Source organism: Paenibacillus sp. cl130, from assembly GCF_900116035.1.
GTDB classification, from domain to species: domain Bacteria; phylum Bacillota; class Bacilli; order Paenibacillales; family Paenibacillaceae; genus Paenibacillus; species Paenibacillus polymyxa_B.
The window spans coordinates 259,820-283,175 of record NZ_FOYG01000002.1 but is presented as its reverse complement, the minus strand read 5'-3'; the positions used below and the strand labels follow the sequence as shown (position 1 = coordinate 283,175).

The following is a 23,356-nucleotide window of genomic DNA, read 5'->3' as shown; positions in this document are numbered from 1 at the left end:
GCTTACTCCCAAGAGAACGGAGGTTTTTTGATCTATGCTGATCAATGCTGTGTTCCAGGGTGGAGGGGTTAAGGGAATTTCGCTGGCGGGTGCAGTTAAGGCTGCGGAGGAGCATGGAATTGTATTCAATCGTTTGGCAGGAACATCATCAGGTGCTATTGTAGCTGCTTTATTGGCTGCGGGATACTCTGCGGATGAAATGAAAGCCGTAATTGAGAAAACCCCCTTGGTCAAGTTGTTACGACGTTCTCCAGTGTTCAATATTAAGTGGGTTGGACCAGCAGCTCGTATCTTTCTTAAAAAAGGGCTCTACTCAGGGGAGGCACTGGAGCACTGGGTACGTGAGCTGTTACGAGCTAAGGGAGTGCGTACGTTCGCGGATTTACCTCCTGGCAAACTGCGCATTATTGCATCAGATATCACGAATGGACGCATTCTGGTGCTTCCTGAGGATATCAAACGTTTTGGTATCAATCCCTCTTCACTGGAGGTAGCTAAAGCCATTCGGATGAGCACAAGTATCCCTTATTTTTTTGATCCTGTTATGTTAAGGCTTGATTCTGCACTTGCCAAGGGAAAGACTTTTTCTCAGCAATTTGTATTTGTAGTTGATGGGGCTTTACTAAGCAATTTGCCGTTGTGGCTTTTTGATGAGCCTGTAAATGAACGTGAGGCCAAAACGATTCCAACGGTAGGGTTTCAAATGGTGGGCAAAACGGGGACGGAGACCAAAGTTTCTTATATACGGGGTCCATTGACCATGCTGCAGGCTATTTTTGATACCATGCTATCAGCACACGATGAACGATATATTGAGCAGGAGAATCGGTATCGGACGATTAAAATTCCAACATTGGGTATCCGCACTGCACAATTTAACATTTCTACAGAGCAAAGTGATTTGTTGTATGCTTCCGGTGTGCAGGCAGGGGATGCTTTTTTCCACAAATGGAGCATCACTTCTTACCAGCAGCAGTATAGCAAGTACCAATTGATGAAGGATACCATGTACGCTATGAAATAAACACTAACTCGCAGTTAAAGTTAATTTAAAAGGGTGTAAAAAAGGAGCCTCTTCCCGGTCATATTTGAATACGCGGGTGATGGCTCCTTTGTGCTACATTTTAAAGGATGATTATCATTAATGATATTTAGGTTGTTCTTCTTCATTTTTGCCCTTGGAACCTTCAATCACATGAAAAGGATACGCTTTGCGCTTGCCTGTAGTCTGCTGCTTACGTGCGTTGGCTGTTTTGGCCATGGTGCGCACAGAGGGTTTGATTTTGGGAGTACGATTGCGTTGCCCTGGCAGGTATTTGTATAGCAGAAATATAACTGCAAAAACAAGGACGGGAATTAGTAAACTCATGAGAAAGCCCCAGCTTCCTCTCCATAGCATATCCACAATCCCATATGCACCCAAAGCAAGGGTAAGCCAGAAAATAACGGCATGTCTGTTCATTATTCACTCATCCTTTCACAGGATCAAGGACCGGACTGTTGAAGGTCTCCTTTACAGGTACGTTTTCCAACTCAGCATCCAATTCAAGCATACGCTTAAATGAGGCAATGGATACCTCCACTTGATCATCAGTCGGTTCTTTGGTGGTAAGTAGTTGCAGCCACAGACCGGGGTAACCTAAATAACGAAGTACCGGAATTTCACGAAGAGCATTGGTCAGCTTGAGAAATTCAAAAGAAAGCCCCAGTACGATCGGAAGCAGTAGAAGCCGTTGCCCCATGCGCTCCCACAGATTATCGTAGGTAAATAGGGAATAGACAAGTACTCCGATGATCACGGTCAGCATAATAAAGCTACTACCGCAGCGGTAATGCAGACGGCTGTATTTTTGTACATTGGCCGGGGTTAGTTCTTCCCCTGCTTCGAATGCTGTAATTACTTTATGCTCTGCGCCGTGATATTGAAACAGTCGCTTAATTAACGGAGTTTGGGAAATACCCCACAAATAAGCCAGTAGCAGAATCAGCTTAATAGCTCCTTCTGCGAGGTTATGCAAAATTTGGCTGTGAAACAAGCTACCGAATAGGAAATCCTCTACAATAACCGGAACGAGAGTCAATACAATTTTGCCAAACAGGAATGACAAAATACCGACTGCCGCCACACCGATCATCATACTCAGACTCCAGCGAGATTCTTCTTTTTTCTTTTGCTCAGCGCGTTCTTCCGGATCTACTTCATCATCAGCATACGCATCGGCTGAATAGTTTAAATGCTTGGTACCCTTGGCGCTGGAGTCGATGATGCTTACAATCCCCCGCAATAAAGGAATTCTGCGGAATTTGGATACCCAGGATTGCTCCTTGCGTGGTACTTCCAAATATGTGATTTCGCCAGTTTTGCGGCGAACTGCCGTGACATTGACACGCTTGCCGCCGAACATGACACCTTCAATGACTGCCTGACCGCCGTAGCTCACAGGCTTGGATGCTTGTGACAACCGTCTCACCTCTCTTAATACATGCTTTTTTGTATATTGTATCGAATTTGGAAGGGAATATCTAGTTAGATGAAACTGAGTGTAGTAATTAGGCCACTCCAAGCTAAGATTCTGCTTTTAAAGGAGAAGGTAGAAATTCTTATCGTGGAGAAAGCTCATGCCACAGGCTTATAAAAAAAGCATTTATGGAGCTCAGACTGCTCACATAAATGCTACTCATTATAAAACCGAATGAATATTTGGAGACAACTTATTGCGTAATTGCCCCGACAACCTGGTCAACCAGCCCTTTTGAAGAGAGGGGGCCGCCAAATGTCCATGTCGTACCGCTCAGTGAATAGGTACGTTTTTCTTTAACGAAATTTAGACCATTCCAGACCGAATTATTTTTCATGGGTGCGCCGAAAACATTATCGTCCGGCTGAACAATATAGATAAAGTTGCTGTCCTGAACGGCAGACAGAGCTTCAATGCCTACGGTTGAAAAGCCATACTGTTCAACTTTGCTCGGTTTCCAATCGTTAATCATGCCGATCTTCGCCAGTGTTGCCACGACGACTGAGTTATCTGAAAACATACGAAGGCTGGCCGCATTTTGCGAAGTGAAAGCCTGTGTCAGTATATAATGATAATCCGACTTGCCAGCAGCGGTGAGCTTTTCTTTGGCTTCAGCATAATGCTGATCCAGTTCGGCAAGCACCTGCTTAGCTTTGTCTTCTTTTCCAAGAGCACCTGCGATGCTATTAAAAATTTCTACCATTTTATCATGATCGTAGCCGTTACCATCGTTCAGATTATATTCGATCGTTGGAGCGATGGCCTTGAGTTGCTCATAGATAGCCTCATTTCCATCAACATTTGAAATGATCAGATCCGGCTTCAATGCAGCAATCGCTTCCAGATTCGGCTCGTTACGCGTGCCGACATCGACCACGCTACTATCGAGAGCCGCCTCCGGTGTCACGTACACCTTGTAGTTGGCATTGTCTGCATTACCAACCGGCTGAACGCCCAGCGCAATCAAATCCTCTGTAAATGTCCATTCCAGCACTACGACACGCTGTGCGGGCTTGTTGAGCGTGACCTCACCACGATTATGCTTTACCGTCACAGGACCAGTCGCTGTGTCAGTCGGTTTGCTACCCGACGTGGCTGTCTGATCTTTATCCGATGCTTTGTCGGCTGCTCCGCAACCTGCCAGAGTGAGCGTAAAAACCATTAACAATAAAATCCCGATTAATCCCTTTTTCATAGAAGCGTTCTCCCGTATATATGTTTTTAGGAAATGATAATGATTATCATTTTCATCATTATATTATGATAGAGGATTGAAATTTTGTCAATGTAAAAAACGGGTCCGTACCCTCAATTGGAAAGCTGCCATTATTCAGCATTCCTGTTCATTGTTAAACTATTCCCCCTTGGAGCATACTACCTAGCAAAATGGAATGCAGAATCCGATGGACGTACATGCATTTCCGATTGCAATTGTCTTTACGATGGGAAAAGTTTGCATATTGAAAGGGGATTAAACAACATGAGTGAAACCTACTCTATACCCAAGATAGGACATGAACAGGAGCAGTCTCGCGGATCTCAGGATCAACGTCATCATAACGACAGTGGTAGAGGCAGGCAGCAGTCAGGCAAAATACATACGCCTCTCATTCCTTTTGCACTTGAGTTGGGTTTTTTTGCGGGTTTACTCTGGGGATTGCTGCGCTGGCTGTTTTATAAGTTGCATTTTACGGTAGTAGCGCCTGGCTTTCTCGCGGAGCCTTTTTTCAAGCATTCGTTTATGAACACCATGGCGGGACATCTGGTAGGGCTACTTTTTTTTATTGGATTATCCGTCGTAGCTTCACTGGTGTACACTCTGTTGCTGCGCAGATTTAAGGGTCCTATACCCGGAATTGTGTATGGTCTGATTTGGTGGGTTGTTTTATTTGTATTAACAGGTCCTAAGCTAGGAATGATGAATGCTCCTGATCGGTTAACATGGAATTCCTTATATACGGAAATTTGTGTGTTTATACTGTGGGGACTATTTATCGGATATACCGTTGCTGTCGAGTATACGGATGAAAGAAAGCGCGAGCCTGAGAAAGCTGAGGGCTGAACGTAACAAAAACTTCTCAAGCGCCTATCCCCTGTGTTAAAATAGCATTTGGTTATTTGACAGAGGGGAGCGGAATGAAAGATGAAGAATGACCGGGTGTTAAAGCTGCGGCAGGCGCTGAGCGAGCATAATCTGCGGGCTATGCTGATTACTAGCCCTGTCAATCGTCGATATTTGACAGGCTTCACAGGTTCGGCGGGTTATGTGCTGATTACGGAATCCCATAGCTATTTGCTGACTGACTTTCGCTATATGACGCAAGCGACCGAACAAGCCGAAGGCTTCACGGTGGTGCAGCACGCTGCACAGGTCATGGAAACGGTGAAAGAATTGCTGTCTTCCCATCAGATCAGCGAAACAGGCTTCGAGCAAGACGCTGTAACTGTTGCGACGCATAAAGCTTATAGCGAAGATTTGTCACCTATTTCACTGGTTCCGGTGTCGGGCATTGTGGAGAAGCTACGAGTGTACAAGGATGCAGAAGAGCTGGAAGTGATGCAGCGGGCAGCGGATTTGGCAGATGCTACATTTGCACACATTTTACCTTACATCAAGCCGGGTGTCAGCGAGCGTGAGCTGGATCTGGAAATGGAATTCTTCATGCGCAAGCAGGGAGCTACATCCTCTTCATTTGACACAATTGTGGCTTCCGGGGTTCGTTCGGCATTGCCACATGGCGTAGCCAGTGCTAAGTTAGTACAAGCAGGCGAGCTAATTACGTTTGATTTTGGTGCGTTGCTGGATGGCTACTGCTCCGATTTGACACGTACAGTGGCTACACAAGGGGATTTGGCGCCCCAGTTGCGTGAAATCTACGATATTGTGCTTAAGGCGCAGCTTCACGCACTCGAACATATTAAGCCGGGCATGACAGGCCGTGAAGCGGATGCACTGACCCGGGATATTATTGCTGGCCATGGCTATGGAGACAATTTCGGGCACAGTACAGGTCATGGTCTGGGTCTGGAAGTACATGAATCTACACGCCTGTCTAAGGCAAGCGATGATATTCTGGAGCCGGGCATGGTGGTAACGGTCGAGCCAGGTATTTATGTGCCTGGATTGGGCGGTGTACGGATCGAGGATGATATCGTTATTACAGATAGCGGCATCAAGGTATTAACACATTCGAGCAAAGAATTTACAGTCGTTTAATAACGATAACAGTCCTGTAGGAGGGGTATTTTAGTGATTAACGTTAATGATTTTAAAACAGGATTGACCGTCGAGGTAGACGGAGATATTTTTACGGTGCTGGATTTCCAACACGTAAAACCGGGTAAAGGTGCGGCATTCGTGCGCTCCAAGCTTAAAAACCTGCGTAACGGCAACACTGTTGAACGTACATTCCGTGCGGGTGAAACGATCGGCCGCGCGCAAATTGAAAACCGTGGTGTGTCTTACCTCTATGCGAGCGCAGACGAGCATACATTCATGGATAATGAAACATATGATCAATTCACACTTTCAAGTGACCAACTGAAATGGGAACTTAACTTCCTGCAAGAAAACATGAATGTAAACATCATTAGCTATAATGGTGAAATTCTCGGGATTAACCTGCCTAACAGCGTAGAGCTGAAGGTTATTGACACTGAGCCGGGTATTAAAGGTAACACCGCTACGGGTGCTACTAAAAATGCAAAAGTTGAAACAGGACTGAACGTTCAGGTTCCATTGTTTATCAACCAGGACGATGTATTGCTGATTGATACACGCGATGGTAAATACATTTCCCGCGCATAAATTTTGCAGCTTTTAGATTTCCTCTGTCCTTGTTAAGGGCAGGGGATATTTTTATAAGCACTAATATTAAAAAACAATGGCTCCGTACAGCACTTTCGTATTATACTGTACTAAAGTTATGCCGCAGGATGTCACGTTCAAGTCGTTGGTGCCATCTCAAGGTTACATACTGTTGAGTCTGAGGGAGTGAATATCGTTGTCTTTGTATGTCATGAAATTCGGAGGCAGTTCCGTCGGTGACACGGAGCGCATGAAACGCGTGGCAAAACGCGTTGTGGAGAAACAGAGTGAAGGGCATCAATGTGTAGTGGTCGTTTCCGCAATGGGAGACACGACAGACGAACTGATTGACCAGGCCAAATTATTGAATGAGCAGTTGCCTGCACGTGAGCTGGATATGTTGATGACGACAGGTGAGCAAATTTCAATCGCCTTGTTGTCGATGGCTATTCAGCAGTTGGGTCATGAAGCGGTATCGTTTACGGGATGGCAGGCTGGTTTCCGTACTGAATCTGACTTTGGTCGAGCACGGATTACGGATATTCAACCTCAGCGTGTGCTGGATGCACTGAGCAGCAACAAGATCGTTGTTGTAGCTGGTTTCCAAGGGATGTCTGCAGAGGGAGACATTACGACGCTGGGACGTGGTGGATCTGATACGACGGCGGTTGCGCTGGCGGCGGCGATTCAAGCGGACGCCTGTGAAATTTACACGGATGTGGACGGCATATATTCAACAGATCCACGGATCGTGAAGGTTGCTCGTAAGTTAAAAGAAATTTCTTATGATGAAATGCTGGAATTAGCTAATTTGGGTGCAGCTGTACTGCATCCTCGTGCGGTAGAATATGCCAAACATAACCGGGTACCGCTGATTGTGCGGTCCAGTTTTAACCATAATGAAGGAACGGTCGTAAAGGAGGATGCAGTAATGGAACAAGGCGTTGTAGTCAGTGGGATTGCATATGATAAAAATGTAGCAAGAATCAGTATTTTGGGCGTCGCCGATATCCCCGGTGTACTGGCGAAAGTATTTGGAACACTGGCGGCAGCCAAAATTGATGTAGACATTATTGTACAAAGCGGGGTTGAAGCTGGTAAAGCGGATTTCTCCTTTACAGTAGCTCTGACGGATCGTGAAGCAGCACTGAAGACGCTGGAAGGTATTCGTGGAGAGCTTCCGTACCGTGAAGTAACGTCTGAGGAAAACCTGGTGAAGGTGTCCATTGTAGGTGCAGGAATGGTTAGTCATCCGGGTGTTGCTGCGCAAATGTTTGCCGTACTGGCAGAGCAAGGCGTTAGCATTAAAATGGTAAGCACATCTGAGATCAAAGTATCGTGTGTAATTGAAGCGGGTAAACTTCATGAGGTTATTCAGGCGTTGCATACAGCTTATAACCTGGACACCGAGGAGCAAGCGTTTGTGGGTGGACCGCAGGACCGTCGTTAATAACTGCAACGTGAGATCTAGACACTGAATATGTCTAATGGGAACGATGCTTATGATAGGTAAAGGTTGATACAGGCCCTCTATTTATAGTTTGATAAATCATAGAATACAGCAGTAGGTTAAGAGGTTGTTCCATCAGTGAGAGTTAGACTGAGGGGCAGCCTCTTTTTTTGCTGAATCTATCTTTTCTACCCAAGGGTATCCCTTAGCCGACAAGGCTTTGAGAGGCCCTTTTTTATTTGTGCGAATTAGAGAATGGTGCTTAAACAAGCGGGAGAAAGGTCTGTTGAGTGTTGATAGGAGTTAGCAAAAGTTTGCCTAGGTTTTCAATATATTTTCGGCATAAAAAGCGAGAGTCAACCATAGACTTGTCTTAAAGAAAAAGGACAACTGTGAGGGGGCGGCATCGGTATGGAATGGCTGGAGTTATTTCCCGAACCGTTGCACGGTATACTCGGAAGGCTTCCAGAAACGGTATTTAAGCAACTGGAAGAAATCCGGGTCAGGGAAGGAAGGCCGTTGGAAATTAATGCAAATGGTGATCATCATTTTGTAACGTCTGCTGGTCGGCTGACTTTGAACCATGTGGAAGCCTATAAGCCTGACCGTGAGGATGCCCACCGACTGCTGGATTTTATCAGCAATCATTCCCTGTATACCATGGAAGAGGAGCTTCGTAAAGGGTTTATTACGATCCCTGGCGGTCATCGTATTGGCTTGGCAGGGAGAACCGTGCTCAACCGAGGACGAGTGGAGCATTTGAGGGATATAAGCAGCTTTAATGTAAGAATTGCTCGTGCAATTCCCGGCATAGCTGATCGGATATTGCCTTATGTAGCAGATCGAATGTCCGGGAAAATCCGGCACACCCTCATTTTGTCCCCTCCTCAGCATGGCAAAACGACACTGCTTAGGGACTTGGCTCGGCAACTCAGTTACGGAGGGATGGAAAGCAACGGAGGGCGACGGAATGGACTCAAGGTAGGCATTATAGACGAACGCTCTGAGATCGCTGGTAGTCACAAAGGTATCCCCGGTTTTGATGTCGGGCCTCGCACCGATGTATTGGACGGATGTCCGAAAGCAGAAGGCATGATGATGATGATCCGCTCGATGTCACCGGATGTCCTCATTGTTGATGAAATCGGACGACCGGAAGATGCGGAGGCGGTGCGCGAAGCGCTTCATGCAGGCATTGCAGTCATTGCTTCCGCACATGGTCGCGATGTGGCTGAAATGGCGACCCGGTCTGCGTTTGCTGGATTAACTACAGGACAAGAGCTGTTTCAACTCTACGTCATGCTGGAGCGGACGAGCCGGGGCGTCTCATTTCGGCTGGCAGATGCCAAGCAGCGCAGGCTTACACTGCCTGGAGAAGGGCAGAATGGGGGCATCTCCTATGCTTAAGCTGCTGGGTGCAGCCTTGGTTATACTGGCCGCTACGCTGGCAGGCTGGCAGCGGGCAAGGCAGTTTGCGATGAGGCCGCGGCAAATCAGGGAGTTGATTCTTGCGCTGCAAAGATTGACCACCGAGGTTTCCTACGGGGTGTCTCCGCTACCAGATGCTTTCGCCAAGACAGGAGAGCCCTTGCGAGAGCCGCTGCGCACTCTGTTTCAGCAAGCCTCACGCTGGATGCACCCCTCTTTTGGCCTGACTGCCAGAGAAAGCTTGCATAAAGCTATTGAGGACTCGTGGAACCGTTCCTCTATGAAGCAAGCCGAGAAGGAAGCGATGCGGCAGCTTGCTTACAGTCTTGGAACCAGCGACCGTGAAGACCAGATCAAGCACATTGCGCTGACCATCCAACAGTTATCCCATGAGGAAGCGCAGGCGCAGGCAGATCAGGTGAGGTACGAGCGTATGAGCAGGAGCCTGGGACTGCTGATCGGAGCATTGATCGTCATTTTGATCTATTAGCGGGGTGCTCGAATGAATTTAGAAGTGAACGCAATTTTCCAGATTGCCGGAATTGGCATTATTATCGCTATGATTCATACCGTATTAAAGCAAATGGGCAAAGAAGACATGGCCCACTGGGTAACGGTCATTGGTTTCGTCGTGGTCCTGTTCATGGTGGTGCGAATGCTGGATAACCTTCTGCAAGAGATCAAATCTATCTTTCTTTTTCAGTAGGTGGACACATGGAAATCATTCAGGTGGTGGGCTTCGCCCTCATTGCCACAGTCCTCATTTTAGTCATTAAGGAACAGAAGCCGATGTTTGCCTTTTTGATTGCAACAGCTGCGGGAATCGTCATTTTTTTGCTGCTGATTGGCAAGATCGGATCTGTGGTTGCTGTACTGGAGCGACTGGCCCGGTCTTCAGGCATGGATATGATCTATTTTAAAACCGTATTGAAAATAATCGGTATCGCTTATATTGCTGAATTTGGAGCGCAAATCGTTCGGGATGCAGGACAAGACGGGATTGCTTCCAAAATTGAGCTTACCGGAAAGGTACTCATTATGGTGCTCGCAATCCCGATTATCAGCATTATTATTGATACCATTCTGAAGCTGATGCCCGCCTGAGGGGGTGATGCCATGAAAAGGCTAGGGGGCATGCCGAATCTCAAAGTAATTGCAATGTTGCTGCTATGTCTCTGGTGTGCCTCAGCTGCGGTCCTCTTTGCAGATACACCGACAAACGAATGGATCAGACAGCAGGCGGAGCAAATGCCCAAAGATGAAGTAGAACATTATTGGGACGGGCTCATGCAGCAATACGGCGGATTTTTCCCTGATCAGAAAACGCCTTCCTTCATGGACATGCTGCTTCCAGGCGGTGAAGGGTTCAGCATAAAGGGTGTATTGAGCGCTATAGCTGATTTTTTCATCCATGAAATCCGGGTAAATGCCAAGTTGCTCGTCACCATCGTCATGCTCAGCATTATGAGTATGGTGCTGGAAACGCTGCAAAGTGCTTTTGAAAGCAAACAGGTCAGCAAAGTGGCCTACGCTATCGTATACATGGTCATTATCATTCTGGCGATTAATAGCTTTAGTGTAGCGATTGGTTATGCCAAAGAAGCGATTGATAGCATGATTCACTTCATGATGGCAATGTTGCCTTTGTTGTTTACCATGTTAGCCTCGATGGGTAACGTCGTAACAGTTTCGGTGACCCACCCGCTGATTGTATTTATGATCAACACAGTCGGAACAGTCATTCATACGCTGGTTTTCCCGCTACTGTTTTTCTCGGCTGTGCTCTACTTGGTCAACTCGCTGACAGGCAAATACAAACTGACCCAGCTAGCCGATCTGTTGCGGAACGCTGGAGTAGCAGTGCTGGGAGTGTTGCTGACCATATTTCTAGGAGTCATTTCGGTACAAGGCTTGACATCGTCAGTTACTGACGGATTAACGATCCGCACAGCCAAATATATTACAGGTAGCTTTGTTCCGGTGGTCGGCAAGGCGTTGGCAGATGCGACAGATACAGTCATTTCGGCTTCGCTGCTCGTTAAAAATGCCATTGGTCTGGTAGGAGTCATTATTATTTTGTTCCTGTGCGCATTTCCTGCTCTCAAGATTCTGACACTGGCTCTCATTTATAAAGTGACAGCAGCGATCATGCAGCCTTTGGGTGATACGCCTATTGTGGAATGTCTCGATGCGATCGGCAAGAGCATGATTTATGTTTTCGCGGCACTGGCGGCAGTGGGTTTAATGTCCTTCCTTGCGATTACAATCATGCTCGCAGCAGGAAATATGACGGTCATGATGAGGTGAACCAATGCACGTAAACCAACAAGGGGGGAGGGGAGTGACGTGACCTGGCTGGGAGGTTGGCTTAAGGAACTGGTGCTAATCGTGTTGCTGGCTTCTTTTGTCGATATGATCTTACCGAGCCGATCTATGGAAAGGTATGTCAAACTCGTTCTCAGCCTGCTTATTCTGCTGACGTTGCTGTCTCCGGTCGTGCGCTTACTGAGCAGCAGCCCCTCCGAGGTTTTAGGGCGAGCATTGGATCTTCAACGTCAGGCTGAGACAGGCAAGAGGGAACCGACATTGGAGGAGATTTTGGCAAAAGGCAGCCAGTTAAAGCAACAGCAAGAACAAAGCTCCATGCAATGGGCTGGCAAAGAGGTAGCTAAGGAAATGAAAGGACAATTGGAACAGTATACTGGGTTAGCAATTCAGTCGGTCCAGGTTACCCTTGCAAAGATTCAACAGAAGGAATCGGGGCTGGAGGCAGGAACGGGTGTCCAGTCGGTAGTGGTCAAATTGGCGGAGCAGCAGCCAGAAAAAGAAAAGAAAAACACAGACGTCTCGCCTGGTGCAGATGCTAAGCCGATTATGGTGGAGCCTGTGGCCGAAAAGACAGTGAATATTCGTGTGGAGCCGACACATACAAAAACTTCAGATTTTAATGAAGGAACGCGAGAAGATGATCGTAATCCTGATAAAACTGCTGAGGACGGAAAACCAACGGATACGAAAGCTTTTGACTTAATTACAGGACTTCTACGTGAAAAATGGGGGATAGACAGCAAAAATGTTCAGGTGGTTTCTTCGCAGGATGGAACACATGAATGGTAACAGGAGGTGAGCAGAAATGAGCAAATGGCTGAAAAAGCTGGAGCGATGGCTGGGTGGAGGGGCGGATGGGGCGAAAAGATTCAACTCATTTCGTTGGCTGCTTATACTTGGCCTTATCGGTGTAGCGATCATGCTTTTTAATTCATTCGTTAATGTGAAAAAGGTCGATCCAGAAAACGTAGGGCGTGAGCCGCCTGGCGTGATGAAAAATGAGCCTACATTAGAGACAACAACAGGTGAAGAAAGTTCCTTTGCCGGGATCGAGAAGGTTTTTGAGGACAATATGAAACAGATGCTGGAGCAGATTGTTGGCGTAGGAACCGTCGATGTCATGGTTACGGTAGATTCCACCGAAGAAGTTATCGTTCAACGCAATGTAAAAGATATGCAGGAAGAGAACAACGAGACGGACGCCAATGGTGGACAACGGCACACTACTCAATATACACGTGATGGCGAGATTGTCACCTATGAGTCATCAGGTGGTCAGCACACCCCGATTGTGACAAAAAAAGTAAAACCGCAGGTGAGGGGAGTGCTTGTTGTGGCTATGGGGGCAGAAAACCCTACAGTGAAGCAGCTAATTGTCGATGCTGTACAGAAGGGACTAAATGTACCTTCCTACAAAATTTCAGTCGTACCGCGCAAGCAGGGATAATATGGAATTGAGGAACAAAGAAGTTTATATTTTAAACCATTAATGAATATGGAGGACGGAACATGAATAATAAAAGACAAACCGTTTGGCTGGTGTCCATGCTGAGTTTAATGGTCGTGCTGTCTGCGTATTATTTGTTTACGGAGGACTCGAGCCCTGCAAATCCACCAGTAGCCGATAGTGAGCAAGTGAGCATGGTTAAGCAGGATGCCGCACAGGAAGCAACGACGAAGGCAGAGGAACAATTGAACGAACTGAAGGTAAATGAAGTAGTGACGAATGGAGAAGTAACTGATGGAGCATCGGCAACTTCTACAAAGTCGGATACGGCTTCCACAACTGATCCAACAACGGAAAACTCAAAAGGCGATAAAGATACGGCAGCTGCCCCTACTACTGAACCGGCGACATCCGATCAAAACACAACTGCGACTAAAACGGACGCGACAGCACAAAGTGACGACAAAGCAACCTCTACAGCCAAAACCGACCAGCAGGTACTGGATCAAGTGGCAACCGATCAAGCTGCCCAACCTACAGCAGCAGCAGTGATTGACAACTATTTGCTGGAACGGGATGTGGAAAATCAGAAGAAAAATGATGAACTGACTACCGCAATGAACGACAGCACACCAAAGAAAGCTGCTGAGGCTCAAAAGGAACTACATGTACTTGAAGATAAGCAGGCTAAAATTACTGGAATTGAAGAAGAGCTTCAGCAGCAGTTCGCCAATGCGGTCGTCCGTGAGGAAGATGCTGATAAATACAAAGTAGTGGTTCTGAGTGAAAAATTGGATGCTAAGCAAGCGGTAACAATTGTCGATAAAGTCATGAAGGAACTGAATGTAACGCAGGATAAGATCAGTGTCCAGTATGTTACACAATAAGACAAAAAACGCGAAAAAGCCCGGATTTCTGCATTATTCCGGGCTCTTTCTATTTTTAATGATTGTGATATAATACATAAAGCTGTTTCAACAATGTTATCAGCAACCGGCAAAATGCTGAAGGAGTGATTAATAGAGATGTTTAAATTAAGCGAGATTAAGGAATTGATCAAGCTGGTGGATGAAACGTCTGTGCATGAGCTTGAAATTGAAAATGAAGGAACTCGCCTGTTGATCCGGAAACCGGGCAAAAGCGAGATCGTTACGGTACAGGCTCCTGTGGCAACACCTGCTTATGCAGTGGCACCACAAGCTGTTATTCCAAATCCACAAGTACAGTCCGATGTTGGACTTGCAACTGCTGGGGAATCGAGGGAATATGCAAGCAATCTACATAAAATCGTATCTCCGATGGTAGGCACTTTCTATAGTTCTTCATCTCCGGATACGGCTCCGTATGTGAGTATCGGCAGCAAAGTGGGCGAAAAAACAACGGTATGTATCATTGAAGCGATGAAGCTGATGAACGAGCTGGAAGCTGAAGTGAAGGGCGAAATTGTGGAAATTTTGGCCGAAAACGGACAGTTGGTCGAGTATGGCCAGCCATTGTTCCTTGTGAAACCGGAGTAAAAAGCTTGTTTGAACCCTCTTTTGAGGGTTCGGCAAGACTACTCCCAGGGAGGATAAAGTCATGACATTTCAAAAAGTATTGATTGCGAATCGTGGAGAAATTGCGGTTCGTATCATTCGCGCTTGCCGCGAAATGAATATTTCGACAGTTGCCGTATATTCGGAAGCTGACAAGGATTCGTTACATGTGCGTCTCGCAGATGAGGCTTACTGTATCGGACCGACACTATCTAAGGACAGCTACCTTAATTTTACGAATCTGATGAGCGTTGCTACATTGACTGAATGTGATGCCATTCATCCAGGTTACGGATTTTTGGCGGAAAACGCAGACTTCGCTGAAATTTGCGAATCGTGTAATATTACGTTTATTGGTCCTTCTCCTGAAGCCATTAACAAAATGGGAGATAAGGCCGTAGCCAAGCAGACCATGAAGGATGCCGGAGTTCCGGTTATTCCGGGTTCAGACGGGCTGGTTGAGGATTTGCAGGATGCGATCAGCATCGCACGTGATATCGGATATCCGGTAATTATCAAGGCCACAGCAGGTGGCGGAGGTAAAGGTATTCGTATCGCCGAAGATGAGGATAACCTCATTCAGCAAATCACTACCGCTCAGCAGGAGGCGCAAAAAGCATTTGGCAATGCGGGTGTCTACCTAGAAAAATACTTGACCGGTATGAAACACGTGGAAATACAGATCATAGCGGACAAGCATGGTAATGTTGCCCATTTGGGCGAACGGGACTGCTCTGTGCAGCGTCGTCGTCAGAAGTTATTGGAGGAAGCACCATGTCCTGTACTATCGCAGGATGTTCGTGAAGAAATGGGTCAGGCAGCTGTTCGTGCAGCTTTGGCCGTTCAATACTCTGGTGCAGGTACTCTCGAATTTTTGCTTGGCCCGGACAATAATTTCTATTTCATGGAAATGAATACACGTATTCAGGTAGAACATCCAGTAACAGAAATGATTACTGGTGTAGACCTGATTAAGGAAATGATTTCTGTCGCTGAAGGACATCCGCTTTCCTTTACGCAGGAAGAAGTCACCATCAATGGCTGGGCGATAGAGTGTCGTATTAATGCTGAGGATCCGGATCGTAATTTTATGCCTGCACCGGGTAAAATCGGATTTTATCTGCCTCCAGGCGGTCCTGGAGTACGGGTAGACAGCGCAGCATATCCAGGTTATAGCATTCCTCCTTATTATGACTCTATGATCGCCAAGCTGATTGTGTGGGCACCTACACGGCAAGATGCAATTGCCAAAATGAAGCGGGCTTTGTCTGAGTTTGCTATTGAGGGCATACCCACAACGATTTCTTTTCATCAGCGCTTGCTAGAGCATCCTACCTTTATTAAAGGCGATTTTGATATTAAATTTTTGGAGGAAAACGAAGTTTAATCGGTATATTTCCTCAGTTTGTCATAATGAACGCCAAATGATATAGTATGGATAATAAGTGAGCATGTCTGCTTTGAAATCCAAAGCTGGAATGAAACTTATTTTGACCGAAAGGTGTTGAAGGTATGAGCACAGTGCCAACCGAATTCGAACGTACAGAAATTGGGGAGATTCAAATTGCCCCAGAAGTTATTGAAGTCATTGCCGGACTGGCTACCGTTGAGGTACCGGGCGTTGCGGGAATGAGTGGCGGATTTGCTGGTGGGTTTGCCGAATTGCTAGGCCGCAAAAATTTATCTAAAGGTGTAAAAGTGGAAGTCGGACAGCGTGAAGCTGCTGTAGACGTCTCCGTCATTATTGAGTACGGTAACCGTCTGCCTGAGGTGGCTGCTGCTATTCAGCATAATGTTAAGCGTTCGATTGAGAACATGACAGGTCTTAACGTTGTTGAAGTGAACGTGCAAATTCATGATGTTCAATTCAAAAGTGCCGAAAAAGTAGAAGAGCCGGAAGTGCTGGGCGCCGGACGGGTTAAATAGAGCGATACTTTGTACAAACCCCCGACCCTTATGGGTCGAGGGTTTACTCTAATTTAAGGAGGCTGTGCGTTTCGTGGCTAAAGTTATGGACAGACTTCTGCTGTTCTTGTACAGCTTAAGTATCGGAATTATTTCCATTCTCGCCATCCTCCTCCTGAGCGGGGCCATTCCGTATGTTTTAAGTATTGAGGATGAGCGAGTGGTGTGGTTTACCAGCCTGATTATTGCAGGGGTTCTGTTGTTATTGAGTCTTCGTTTTTTTTATATCTCTATTCGACGGAACCAAACCGTACAGCATTCTATTGATCAACGAACGGAATATGGTGACATTCAGATTTCAGTGGACACCATTGAAAATTTGTGCCTCAAAGCAGCTTCCCGATTTCGCGGGATGCAGGATTTGAAAGCACGCGTTCGCGTGTTGGAATCGGGACTTGATATTACGATTCGGGCGGTTGTAGACGGGGAAAGCTCCATTCCGGTGTTAACCTCCGAGGTACAAAAGGGGGTACACGATCATGTGGAAGAAATTACAGGAATTCCTGTGTCCAATGTGTCGGTGTACATCGCTAATGTTTCTCAGTCACCCAGCTTTAAGAGTCGTGTGGAATAGAGGTGATTTTCCCTGATGCCCTGGAAAGAAATATGGGGAAGTTACAAGGGCCGGATCATGGGGATCACGGCTGGTATTTTTTTCGGTTTTATTTATTTGTGGGCAGGCTTTTGGAATATGTTGTTCTTTGCATTGATGGTGTTCATCGGATATACGCTAGGAAGACGTAGCGATTCAGCGCTTGGTTCATTCCTCCCTTGGAAGGAATGGGGCGATTGGTTGTCGCAGCGTTGGCGTCCTTTTAAATGAACCCTGTGATACGTGTTCTCCAAAATAGAGCTGTAGCTTCTTTGCGCCCAACGTTTTGGAGGATGCGTTCACAGGTTTTTTTGTGGAAATTGGTTAGAATGAAAAATAGATATAGGCAAGCGTAGGAGGCAGGGCATGAAAAGACGTCTGGCGAGGGAATTAGCGGTACAGAGTATGTACCATATGGAAATGAATGAAGTGGATGCGGCAGCAGCCGTGGACATGTTGCTTCAGGAAGCCGCTGAGGAAAACGAAGCGGAAGTTGTCGTTAAAAACGCGGCAGTGTTAAGAGCGTATGTTTTGGAGCATGTGCGGGGTACGTGGGAGCACAAGGAAGCCATTGATGGGCTGTTGGTGGATTATCTTAAAGGCTGGCAGATCAGCAGACTTTCACGTGTAGATCGTCAAATTTTGAGACTTGCGGCATATGAGATGATTTTCCGTGAGGATGTTCCAGCTAAGGTAGCTGTTAATGAAGCGATTGAATTGTCGAAGCACTTTGGTACCGAGGAATCCGGTAAATTTGTTAATGGTGTACTGGGACGAGTGATTCAAGAACTGGAGCAATTGAAAGCACGTTTTTAAGTAGAGACTACTGAATCAGGTTGGAGAGTGGATAAACATGTCAGCACCGATCATTGATGGTAAACAAATCTCTCAGGATATTCGCGCAAGCATTCAGCAAGAGGTCATTCGTCTGAAAGAGCACCGGTTTCAGCCGGGACTGGCTGTTGTATTGGTAGGCGAAGATCCCGCTTCGCAGGTATATGTTAAAAACAAGGAAAAGGCATGCCATGATCTCGGCTATTACTCAGAGGTTCACCGGTTAACAGCAGATACTTCGCAGGAAGCATTGCTGGAACTGGTGGACAAGCTGAACCATCAAAGTACTATCCATGGAATTTTGGTACAACTGCCGTTGCCAAAGCATATTCATGAAAAAGCTGTCATTAACGCGATTGCAGTGGAGAAGGATGTGGATGGATTTCATCCGGTGAACGTAGGAAATTTGGTCATCGGTGACGATAGTCTATTGCCTTGTACTCCTGCTGGAGTCATTGAGTTAATCAAGCGTGCTGGAGTGGAGATAGCTGGTAAACATGCGGTAGTTATTGGTCGCAGTAATATCGTAGGCAAGCCAGTGTCTTTATTGTTGCAGCGTGAAAATGCTACGGTTACGATGTGCCACTCCCGTACAGCGAATATCGCGGATCTAAGTCGACAAGCGGATATCTTAGTCGTTGCGATCGGCAAAGCCAACTTTATTGATGCTTCGTTCGTGAAGCCCGGAGCGGTAGTGATAGATGTGGGGATGAACCGTCTGGAGAACGGAAAGTTGGCGGGGGACGTTGATTTTGAGAGCGTGAAGCAAGTGTCTGGTCCGATTACGCCTGTTCCCGGCGGAGTAGGCCCGATGACAATTACGATGCTGATGCAAAATACGCTTGTAGCGGCCAAGCGGTCGCACGGTTTGGCATAAGGGCAGCTGCCTGTGGCTGAACAACGTATTTACTCTATAAAGGACCTGAATCGTTATATCCGGATGAAACTGGAATCGGATCAGGTGCTGTCTGATGTATGGATACGCGGGGAAATTTCTAATTTTACGCATCATTCGAGTGGTCACATGTACTTTACGCTCAAGGATGAGGGGAGTCGCATACGTTCGATTATGTTTGCAACCCATAATCAGCGGCTCCCTTTCGTACCGAAAGAAGGTACGCGTGTTATTGCCCGGGGAAACGTATCCGTGTACGAACGAGATGGACAATATCAGTTTTATGCAACTCAAATGCAGCCTGACGGCATAGGGAGCCTTTATCTGGCTTACGAACAGCTCAAGCAAAAGCTGGATGCAGAGGGACTGTTTGATACTGCTCGTAAGCGTAATCTCCCTGCCCATCCGGCAACCATTGGCGTGATTACGTCACCGACCGGAGCGGCTGTGCGTGATATTATTACGACACTTCAACGGCGATACCCGCAGGCTGGAATTGTGTTGTATCCTGTGCTCGTACAAGGAAAAGGTGCCGCACCCTCGATAATCAAGGCAATTGAAGCTATGAATCGTATGCAAGAGGTTCAGGTGATGATCGTCGGACGGGGAGGTGGCTCGTTGGAAGAACTGTGGGCTTTTAATGAGGAAGCGGTTGCGCGCGCCATTTACGCATCGGTCATTCCGGTTATTTCGGCAGTTGGACACGAAACGGATTTTACTATTGCCGATTTTGTGGCTGACTTGCGTGCGGCAACGCCAACCGCAGCAGCCGAGTTGGCTGTGCCTAATCAGGCAGAGCTACGGGATCAGCTGCTCCAACGTGAGCAACGGTTGCGCAACGCCCTCCGGCAGCGGCTGGAAACCAGCCGTGAACGCTTGGCGAGGCTTCAGCGTTCGCCAGTTCTGCTGCACCCACGCCGTTATATGCTACAGCATGCAGAGCGAATGGACATGCTGCATCAGCGGCTGATTCGCGCAGCGGGTAACCGTTCGCGTTTGAACGCAGAAAAGAACGCACGTATGCGTCAGGTACTAGAGCGGTTTAATCCGCGTGAACAAATTCGTTCGGCACGCAAGCAGACGGATATGGCGCAACGTCAGCTGGAGTCTGCGATGCGTGCTATTACGAAAACGGGACGGCAGCAGTTGCACACGGGAATTCGTCAGCTGGATGCGCTGAGCCCACTCAAAGTCATGGCCCGAGGCTATAGCTTGGTATACGATGAGCAGGAGAAACGGCTGATTAAGTCGCTCAAAGACGTACAGCCGGGAGATTCCATCAAGATTAAAGTAAGTGATGGGCAGTTGGACTGCCAAGTATGGGGAATGAAGGAGGACGCGAAGCACGGTGGCGAATGAAACGGAATTGAATTTTGAAGCGGCTATGGCCGCTCTTGAAGAAATTGTCGGACAACTGGAGCATGGAGACGTTCCTCTGGAGCAAGCCATTGATTTGTTCCAGCGGGGGATGAAGCTGTCTCAGCTTTGCAGTCAGAAGCTGGAGCAGGTTGAACGTAAAATTGAAATGATCGTGGAAGAGGATGGAGATTTGCGCAAGAAGCCTTTTGGCGGTGGATTGGATGAAAACGGCGGTGAAGGGCTTGAATAGACCGTCGTTCAAGGAATATTTGACCGGGACGACGGATGTAGTTTCATCCGCACTGATCGAGCAGTTCCCGGTCGATTGGAACATTCCCGCTGTTCTTCGAGAATCCATGAATTACTCACTTACCGCAGGCGGAAAACGGCTGCGGCCTCTGCTTGTGATCGCTGCTGCTGAAGCATTCGGTGGAAGTAGGGAAGCTGCGCTGCCAGTGGCATGTGCGGTAGAAATGGTACATACGTACTCCCTCATTCATGACGACTTGCCAGCCATGGATGATGATGATTATCGGCGAGGTAAGCTGACGAATCATAAGGTATACGGCGAGGCGGTTGCTGTCCTTGCGGGTGATGCTTTGTTGACCCATGCCTTTTACAGCATTGTGCAAGCAGGACGGCGTCACGGTGTTTCATCCGATGCGCTATTGTCCATTGTCGAGGATTTGTCCGAAATGAGTGGCGCGCGGGGCATGGTAGGCGGACAGGTTGCCGATATGTCAGGCGAGCAAGGAATGACGGGGATCGAGGAACTGGAATATATCCATCTTCATAAAACTGCTGATTTGATTATTTTCTCGCTCTTGGCAGGTGGACGGATTGGTGGGGCGGACAAGAGTCAATTAGAGGCGCTTCGCCGTTTTGGACGAGACTTGGGGCTGGCTTTTCAGATACAGGACGATATACTGGACCTCATAGGCGATGAGAGCAAAATGGGTAAGAAAACGCAAAGTGATGTTGAACAGGAGAAGGTTACCTATCCGTATTTCATTGGTATGGACGCATCTTTGCAGCAGGTGGAGGAACTCACCGCATCTGCTAAAAAAGTGATAACAGAGAGCGGTATTCCCGATTCTTCTCGTTTGCTGGAGATAGCCGATTACCTGATGAAGCGTGATCATTAGTTGCCTTAGAGCTGTTTTGACTTGTCTGCGTTTAAGCACAGTCAAAAAGTGTGATATAATACTTGTTAACTTTACACACAAACTTGAAGGAAAGCGGGGAGATATGCGTGCTGCTTCCACACATAAAGCAACCAGGCGATCTGAAATCACTGTCGGTTGAGGAGTTGGCTTCTCTGGCCGAGGAAATCAGGAGCTTTTTGATTGAGAAGCTGTCCGTGACTGGGGGGCATCTGGCATCGAATCTGGGAGTGGTTGAGCTCACGATCGCCCTGCATTATTGCTATAACAGTCCGAAGGACAAGATGATTTATGACGTTGGGCACCAAGCCTACGTACACAAAATATTGACAGGGCGAATGGATCGTTTTGATACACTTCGTCAGCGTGATGGACTTTGTGGTTTTGTAAAAAGAAGCGAGAGTGAGCATGATGTTTGGGAAGCCGGTCATAGCAGCACTTCTCTGTCGGCCGCAATGGGAATGGCTTTGGCTCGAGATTTGAAGGGCGAGGACAATAAAGTCATTGCAATGATCGGAGACGGCGCGTTGACTGGGGGGATGGCCTTCGAAGCGTTGAATCATATCGGACATGAGCGCAAAAATTTAATGGTCATTCTGAATGACAACGAAATGTCCATAGCACCTAATGTGGGGGCCATGCATAATTATTTGAGTAAAATCCGCTCGGACCGTCATTATTTGCGAGCAAAAGATGAGCTGGAAGTCTTGCTGAAAAAAATACCCGCGATCGGCGGTAAACTTGCCAAATCGGCTGGCCGTGTCAAGGACAGTCTTAAATATATGATGGTGCCTGGTGTACTGTTTGAGGAACTGGGACTTACGTATCTCGGTCCAGTGGACGGGCATGATTTGCCGAAGCTAATCGAAACCTTCCAGCAGGCTGATAATGTCACTGGCCCTGTATTGGTGCATGTCGTAACCACCAAGGGCAAGGGCTATAAACCTGCAGAGGCAGATTCACACAAATGGCACGGAATCAGCCCTTACAAAATTGAATCGGGTCAGGTACTCAAAGCTGTAGGTAATCCGATGTATACGGAAATTTTCGGCCGAACGCTGATTGAGCTGGCTGAGCAGGATGAGCGCATCGTTGCGGTCACGCCTGCTATGCCTGGTGGATCAGGACTGGTACCGTTTAGTAAAGAGTTTCCTAGCCGTATGATTGACGTCGGCATTGCTGAACAGCATGCAGCTACCATGTGTGCTGCGTTGGCAATGGAAGGGCTGAAGCCGGTGTTTGCGGTGTATTCGACTTTTATGCAGCGTGCTTATGACCAGATTGTGCATGATATCTGTCGTCATAATGCGAACGTAATGTTCGCGATTGACCGTGCAGGTTTTGTTGGGGCTGACGGGGAAACTCATCATGGCGTGTTTGATGTGGCATTCCTACGTCATATCCCGAATCTTGTGCTTATGATGCCAAAGGATGAGAACGAGCTACGCCATATGATGAAAACAGCGCTCGACTATGAAGACGGTCCAATTGCTTATCGTTACCCGCGTGTTAATGTGGTTGGCGTGCCGTTGGATAAAGAATTACAGGCTATTTCCATCGGCAGTTGGGAGCTCCTGCGTAAGGGTGAGGGCTTTGCTGTAATTGCATCAGGACCGATGCTCCAGGTGGCGACAGAGGCTGCGGAGGCGATGAAACGTGAAGGGTTGCAAGTGGGCGTAGTGAATGCCCGTTTCCTGAAGCCTTTGGACGAGGATATGTTGCGTGAGCTGGCTCGTCAGCATACGAAGCTAATCGTATTGGAAGAAGCTTCTGAAGCAGGAAGCTTGGGTAGCGCTGTACTGGAATTTTACGCCAAAGCCGAAATACAAGAGGCGCAGGTGCGCCTAATGGGGATTCCCGATCTGTTCGTGGAGCATGGCTCCATCAAAGAGCAGCGTGCTGAAGTAGGGCTTACCATTGAAGATGTATGCTTAAAGCTGCGTAAATGGGCTGCTGAACCAGCATATGGCATGGGACAATCCGTATAGGGTAATTTGAAGCGAAGACCATGACATTTTTAAAAAGTATGACAA

At 47.3% G+C, this 23,356-nt stretch carries 27 protein-coding genes; 24 read left to right on the top strand and 3 right to left on the bottom strand.

Going from position 1 to position 23,356, the window contains the following annotated elements:
* Positions 1 to 34: 34 nt before the first annotated feature.
* Positions 35 to 1,024 (top strand): patatin-like phospholipase family protein, encoded by a 990-nt coding sequence (locus BM358_RS07730; RefSeq protein ID WP_023989266.1) that lies wholly within the window; start codon positions 35 to 37, stop codon positions 1,022 to 1,024.
* Positions 1,025 to 1,141: 117 nt separating this feature from the next.
* On the opposite strand, the gene BM358_RS07725 is transcribed toward BM358_RS07730, so the two are convergent.
* The 3 genes from BM358_RS07725 to BM358_RS07715 all read right to left on the bottom strand — a co-directional run bounded on the left by BM358_RS07725 (position 1,142) and on the right by BM358_RS07715 (position 3,714).
* Positions 1,142 to 1,462, bottom strand: a complete 321-nt coding sequence (locus BM358_RS07725; RefSeq protein ID WP_023989265.1) for a hypothetical protein — start codon at positions 1,460 to 1,462, stop codon at positions 1,142 to 1,144.
* A 7-nt stretch (positions 1,463 to 1,469) separates the two neighbouring features.
* Entirely contained in the window at positions 1,470 to 2,462 is a 993-nt protein-coding gene (locus BM358_RS07720) for a DUF1385 domain-containing protein (RefSeq protein WP_028540591.1), read from the bottom strand.
* A gap of 250 nt (positions 2,463 to 2,712) precedes the next feature.
* Complete coding sequence (locus BM358_RS07715) at positions 2,713 to 3,714, bottom strand: ABC transporter substrate-binding protein (RefSeq protein WP_023989262.1); 1,002 nt, start codon at positions 3,712 to 3,714, stop codon at positions 2,713 to 2,715.
* Between the two features lie 285 nt (positions 3,715 to 3,999).
* On the opposite strand from BM358_RS07715, the gene BM358_RS07710 reads away from it, so the two are divergent.
* The 23 genes from BM358_RS07710 (at position 4,000) to dxs (ending at position 23,311) form a co-directional block, all read left to right on the top strand.
* Complete coding sequence (locus BM358_RS07710) at positions 4,000 to 4,581, top strand: YqhR family membrane protein (RefSeq protein ID WP_023989261.1); 582 nt, start codon at positions 4,000 to 4,002, stop codon at positions 4,579 to 4,581.
* Positions 4,582 to 4,662: 81 nt separating this feature from the next.
* A complete protein-coding gene (locus BM358_RS07705; RefSeq protein WP_028540592.1) occupies positions 4,663 to 5,736 on the top strand; it encodes a M24 family metallopeptidase in 1,074 nt (357 codons plus the stop codon).
* A gap of 33 nt (positions 5,737 to 5,769) precedes the next feature.
* Positions 5,770 to 6,327, top strand: coding sequence for an elongation factor P (efp, locus tag BM358_RS07700; RefSeq protein WP_023989259.1), 558 nt, complete (start codon positions 5,770 to 5,772; stop codon positions 6,325 to 6,327).
* A gap of 196 nt (positions 6,328 to 6,523) precedes the next feature.
* Positions 6,524 to 7,777 (top strand): aspartate kinase, encoded by a 1,254-nt coding sequence (locus tag BM358_RS07695; protein WP_028540593.1) that lies wholly within the window; start codon positions 6,524 to 6,526, stop codon positions 7,775 to 7,777.
* Positions 7,778 to 8,188: 411 nt separating this feature from the next.
* Complete coding sequence (gene spoIIIAA / locus BM358_RS07690) at positions 8,189 to 9,184, top strand: stage III sporulation protein AA (protein WP_023989257.1); 996 nt, start codon at positions 8,189 to 8,191, stop codon at positions 9,182 to 9,184.
* Positions 9,177 to 9,695 (top strand): stage III sporulation protein SpoIIIAB, encoded by a 519-nt coding sequence (spoIIIAB, locus tag BM358_RS07685; protein ID WP_023989256.1) that lies wholly within the window; start codon positions 9,177 to 9,179, stop codon positions 9,693 to 9,695. Before spoIIIAA ends, spoIIIAB begins: the two co-directional genes overlap by 8 nt.
* A gap of 12 nt (positions 9,696 to 9,707) precedes the next feature.
* Entirely contained in the window at positions 9,708 to 9,911 is a 204-nt protein-coding gene (gene spoIIIAC / locus BM358_RS07680; RefSeq protein WP_010345636.1) for a stage III sporulation protein AC, read from the top strand.
* Between the two features lie 8 nt (positions 9,912 to 9,919).
* Positions 9,920 to 10,309 (top strand): stage III sporulation protein AD, encoded by a 390-nt coding sequence (spoIIIAD, locus tag BM358_RS07675; RefSeq protein WP_013310826.1) that lies wholly within the window; start codon positions 9,920 to 9,922, stop codon positions 10,307 to 10,309.
* Positions 10,310 to 10,321: 12 nt separating this feature from the next.
* Positions 10,322 to 11,512 (top strand): stage III sporulation protein AE, encoded by a 1,191-nt coding sequence (spoIIIAE, locus tag BM358_RS07670; protein ID WP_023989255.1) that lies wholly within the window; start codon positions 10,322 to 10,324, stop codon positions 11,510 to 11,512.
* 39 nt (positions 11,513 to 11,551) lie between these two features.
* A complete protein-coding gene (gene spoIIIAF, locus BM358_RS07665; RefSeq protein WP_023989254.1) occupies positions 11,552 to 12,322 on the top strand; it encodes a stage III sporulation protein AF in 771 nt (256 codons plus the stop codon).
* Positions 12,323 to 12,338: 16 nt separating this feature from the next.
* A complete protein-coding gene (spoIIIAG, locus tag BM358_RS07660; protein ID WP_023989253.1) occupies positions 12,339 to 12,980 on the top strand; it encodes a stage III sporulation protein AG in 642 nt (213 codons plus the stop codon).
* Between the two features lie 62 nt (positions 12,981 to 13,042).
* Positions 13,043 to 13,867, top strand: coding sequence for a SpoIIIAH-like family protein (locus BM358_RS07655; protein WP_028540594.1), 825 nt, complete (start codon positions 13,043 to 13,045; stop codon positions 13,865 to 13,867).
* A gap of 138 nt (positions 13,868 to 14,005) precedes the next feature.
* Positions 14,006 to 14,497 (top strand): acetyl-CoA carboxylase biotin carboxyl carrier protein, encoded by a 492-nt coding sequence (gene accB, locus BM358_RS07650; RefSeq protein ID WP_023989251.1) that lies wholly within the window; start codon positions 14,006 to 14,008, stop codon positions 14,495 to 14,497.
* A 61-nt stretch (positions 14,498 to 14,558) separates the two neighbouring features.
* On the top strand, positions 14,559 to 15,902 hold the full coding sequence (accC, locus tag BM358_RS07645) for an acetyl-CoA carboxylase biotin carboxylase subunit (RefSeq protein ID WP_023989250.1): 1,344 nt from the start codon (positions 14,559 to 14,561) through the stop codon (positions 15,900 to 15,902).
* Between the two features lie 125 nt (positions 15,903 to 16,027).
* Positions 16,028 to 16,441: an Asp23/Gls24 family envelope stress response protein gene (locus BM358_RS07640; RefSeq protein ID WP_028540595.1), complete on the top strand. Its 414-nt coding sequence runs from the start codon at positions 16,028 to 16,030 to the stop codon at positions 16,439 to 16,441.
* A gap of 73 nt (positions 16,442 to 16,514) precedes the next feature.
* Positions 16,515 to 17,054, top strand: a complete 540-nt coding sequence (gene amaP / locus BM358_RS07635; protein WP_013310819.1) for an alkaline shock response membrane anchor protein AmaP — start codon at positions 16,515 to 16,517, stop codon at positions 17,052 to 17,054.
* A gap of 15 nt (positions 17,055 to 17,069) precedes the next feature.
* A complete protein-coding gene (locus tag BM358_RS07630) occupies positions 17,070 to 17,303 on the top strand; it encodes a DUF2273 domain-containing protein (protein WP_023989248.1) in 234 nt (77 codons plus the stop codon).
* Between the two features lie 135 nt (positions 17,304 to 17,438).
* Positions 17,439 to 17,888, top strand: coding sequence for a transcription antitermination factor NusB (nusB, locus tag BM358_RS07625; RefSeq protein WP_013310817.1), 450 nt, complete (start codon positions 17,439 to 17,441; stop codon positions 17,886 to 17,888).
* Positions 17,889 to 17,925: 37 nt separating this feature from the next.
* Entirely contained in the window at positions 17,926 to 18,783 is an 858-nt protein-coding gene (folD, locus tag BM358_RS07620; RefSeq protein ID WP_023989247.1) for a bifunctional methylenetetrahydrofolate dehydrogenase/methenyltetrahydrofolate cyclohydrolase FolD, read from the top strand.
* 12 nt (positions 18,784 to 18,795) lie between these two features.
* A complete protein-coding gene (xseA, locus tag BM358_RS07615) occupies positions 18,796 to 20,160 on the top strand; it encodes an exodeoxyribonuclease VII large subunit (RefSeq protein WP_023989246.1) in 1,365 nt (454 codons plus the stop codon).
* Complete coding sequence (xseB, locus tag BM358_RS07610) at positions 20,150 to 20,410, top strand: exodeoxyribonuclease VII small subunit (protein WP_013310814.1); 261 nt, start codon at positions 20,150 to 20,152, stop codon at positions 20,408 to 20,410. Before xseA ends, xseB begins: the two co-directional genes overlap by 11 nt.
* Positions 20,382 to 21,305, top strand: a complete 924-nt coding sequence (locus BM358_RS07605; RefSeq protein WP_023989245.1) for a polyprenyl synthetase family protein — start codon at positions 20,382 to 20,384, stop codon at positions 21,303 to 21,305. Before xseB ends, BM358_RS07605 begins: the two co-directional genes overlap by 29 nt.
* Before the next feature lie 107 nt (positions 21,306 to 21,412).
* Positions 21,413 to 23,311 (top strand): 1-deoxy-D-xylulose-5-phosphate synthase, encoded by a 1,899-nt coding sequence (gene dxs / locus BM358_RS07600; protein WP_023989244.1) that lies wholly within the window; start codon positions 21,413 to 21,415, stop codon positions 23,309 to 23,311.
* Positions 23,312 to 23,356 lie beyond the last annotated feature (45 nt).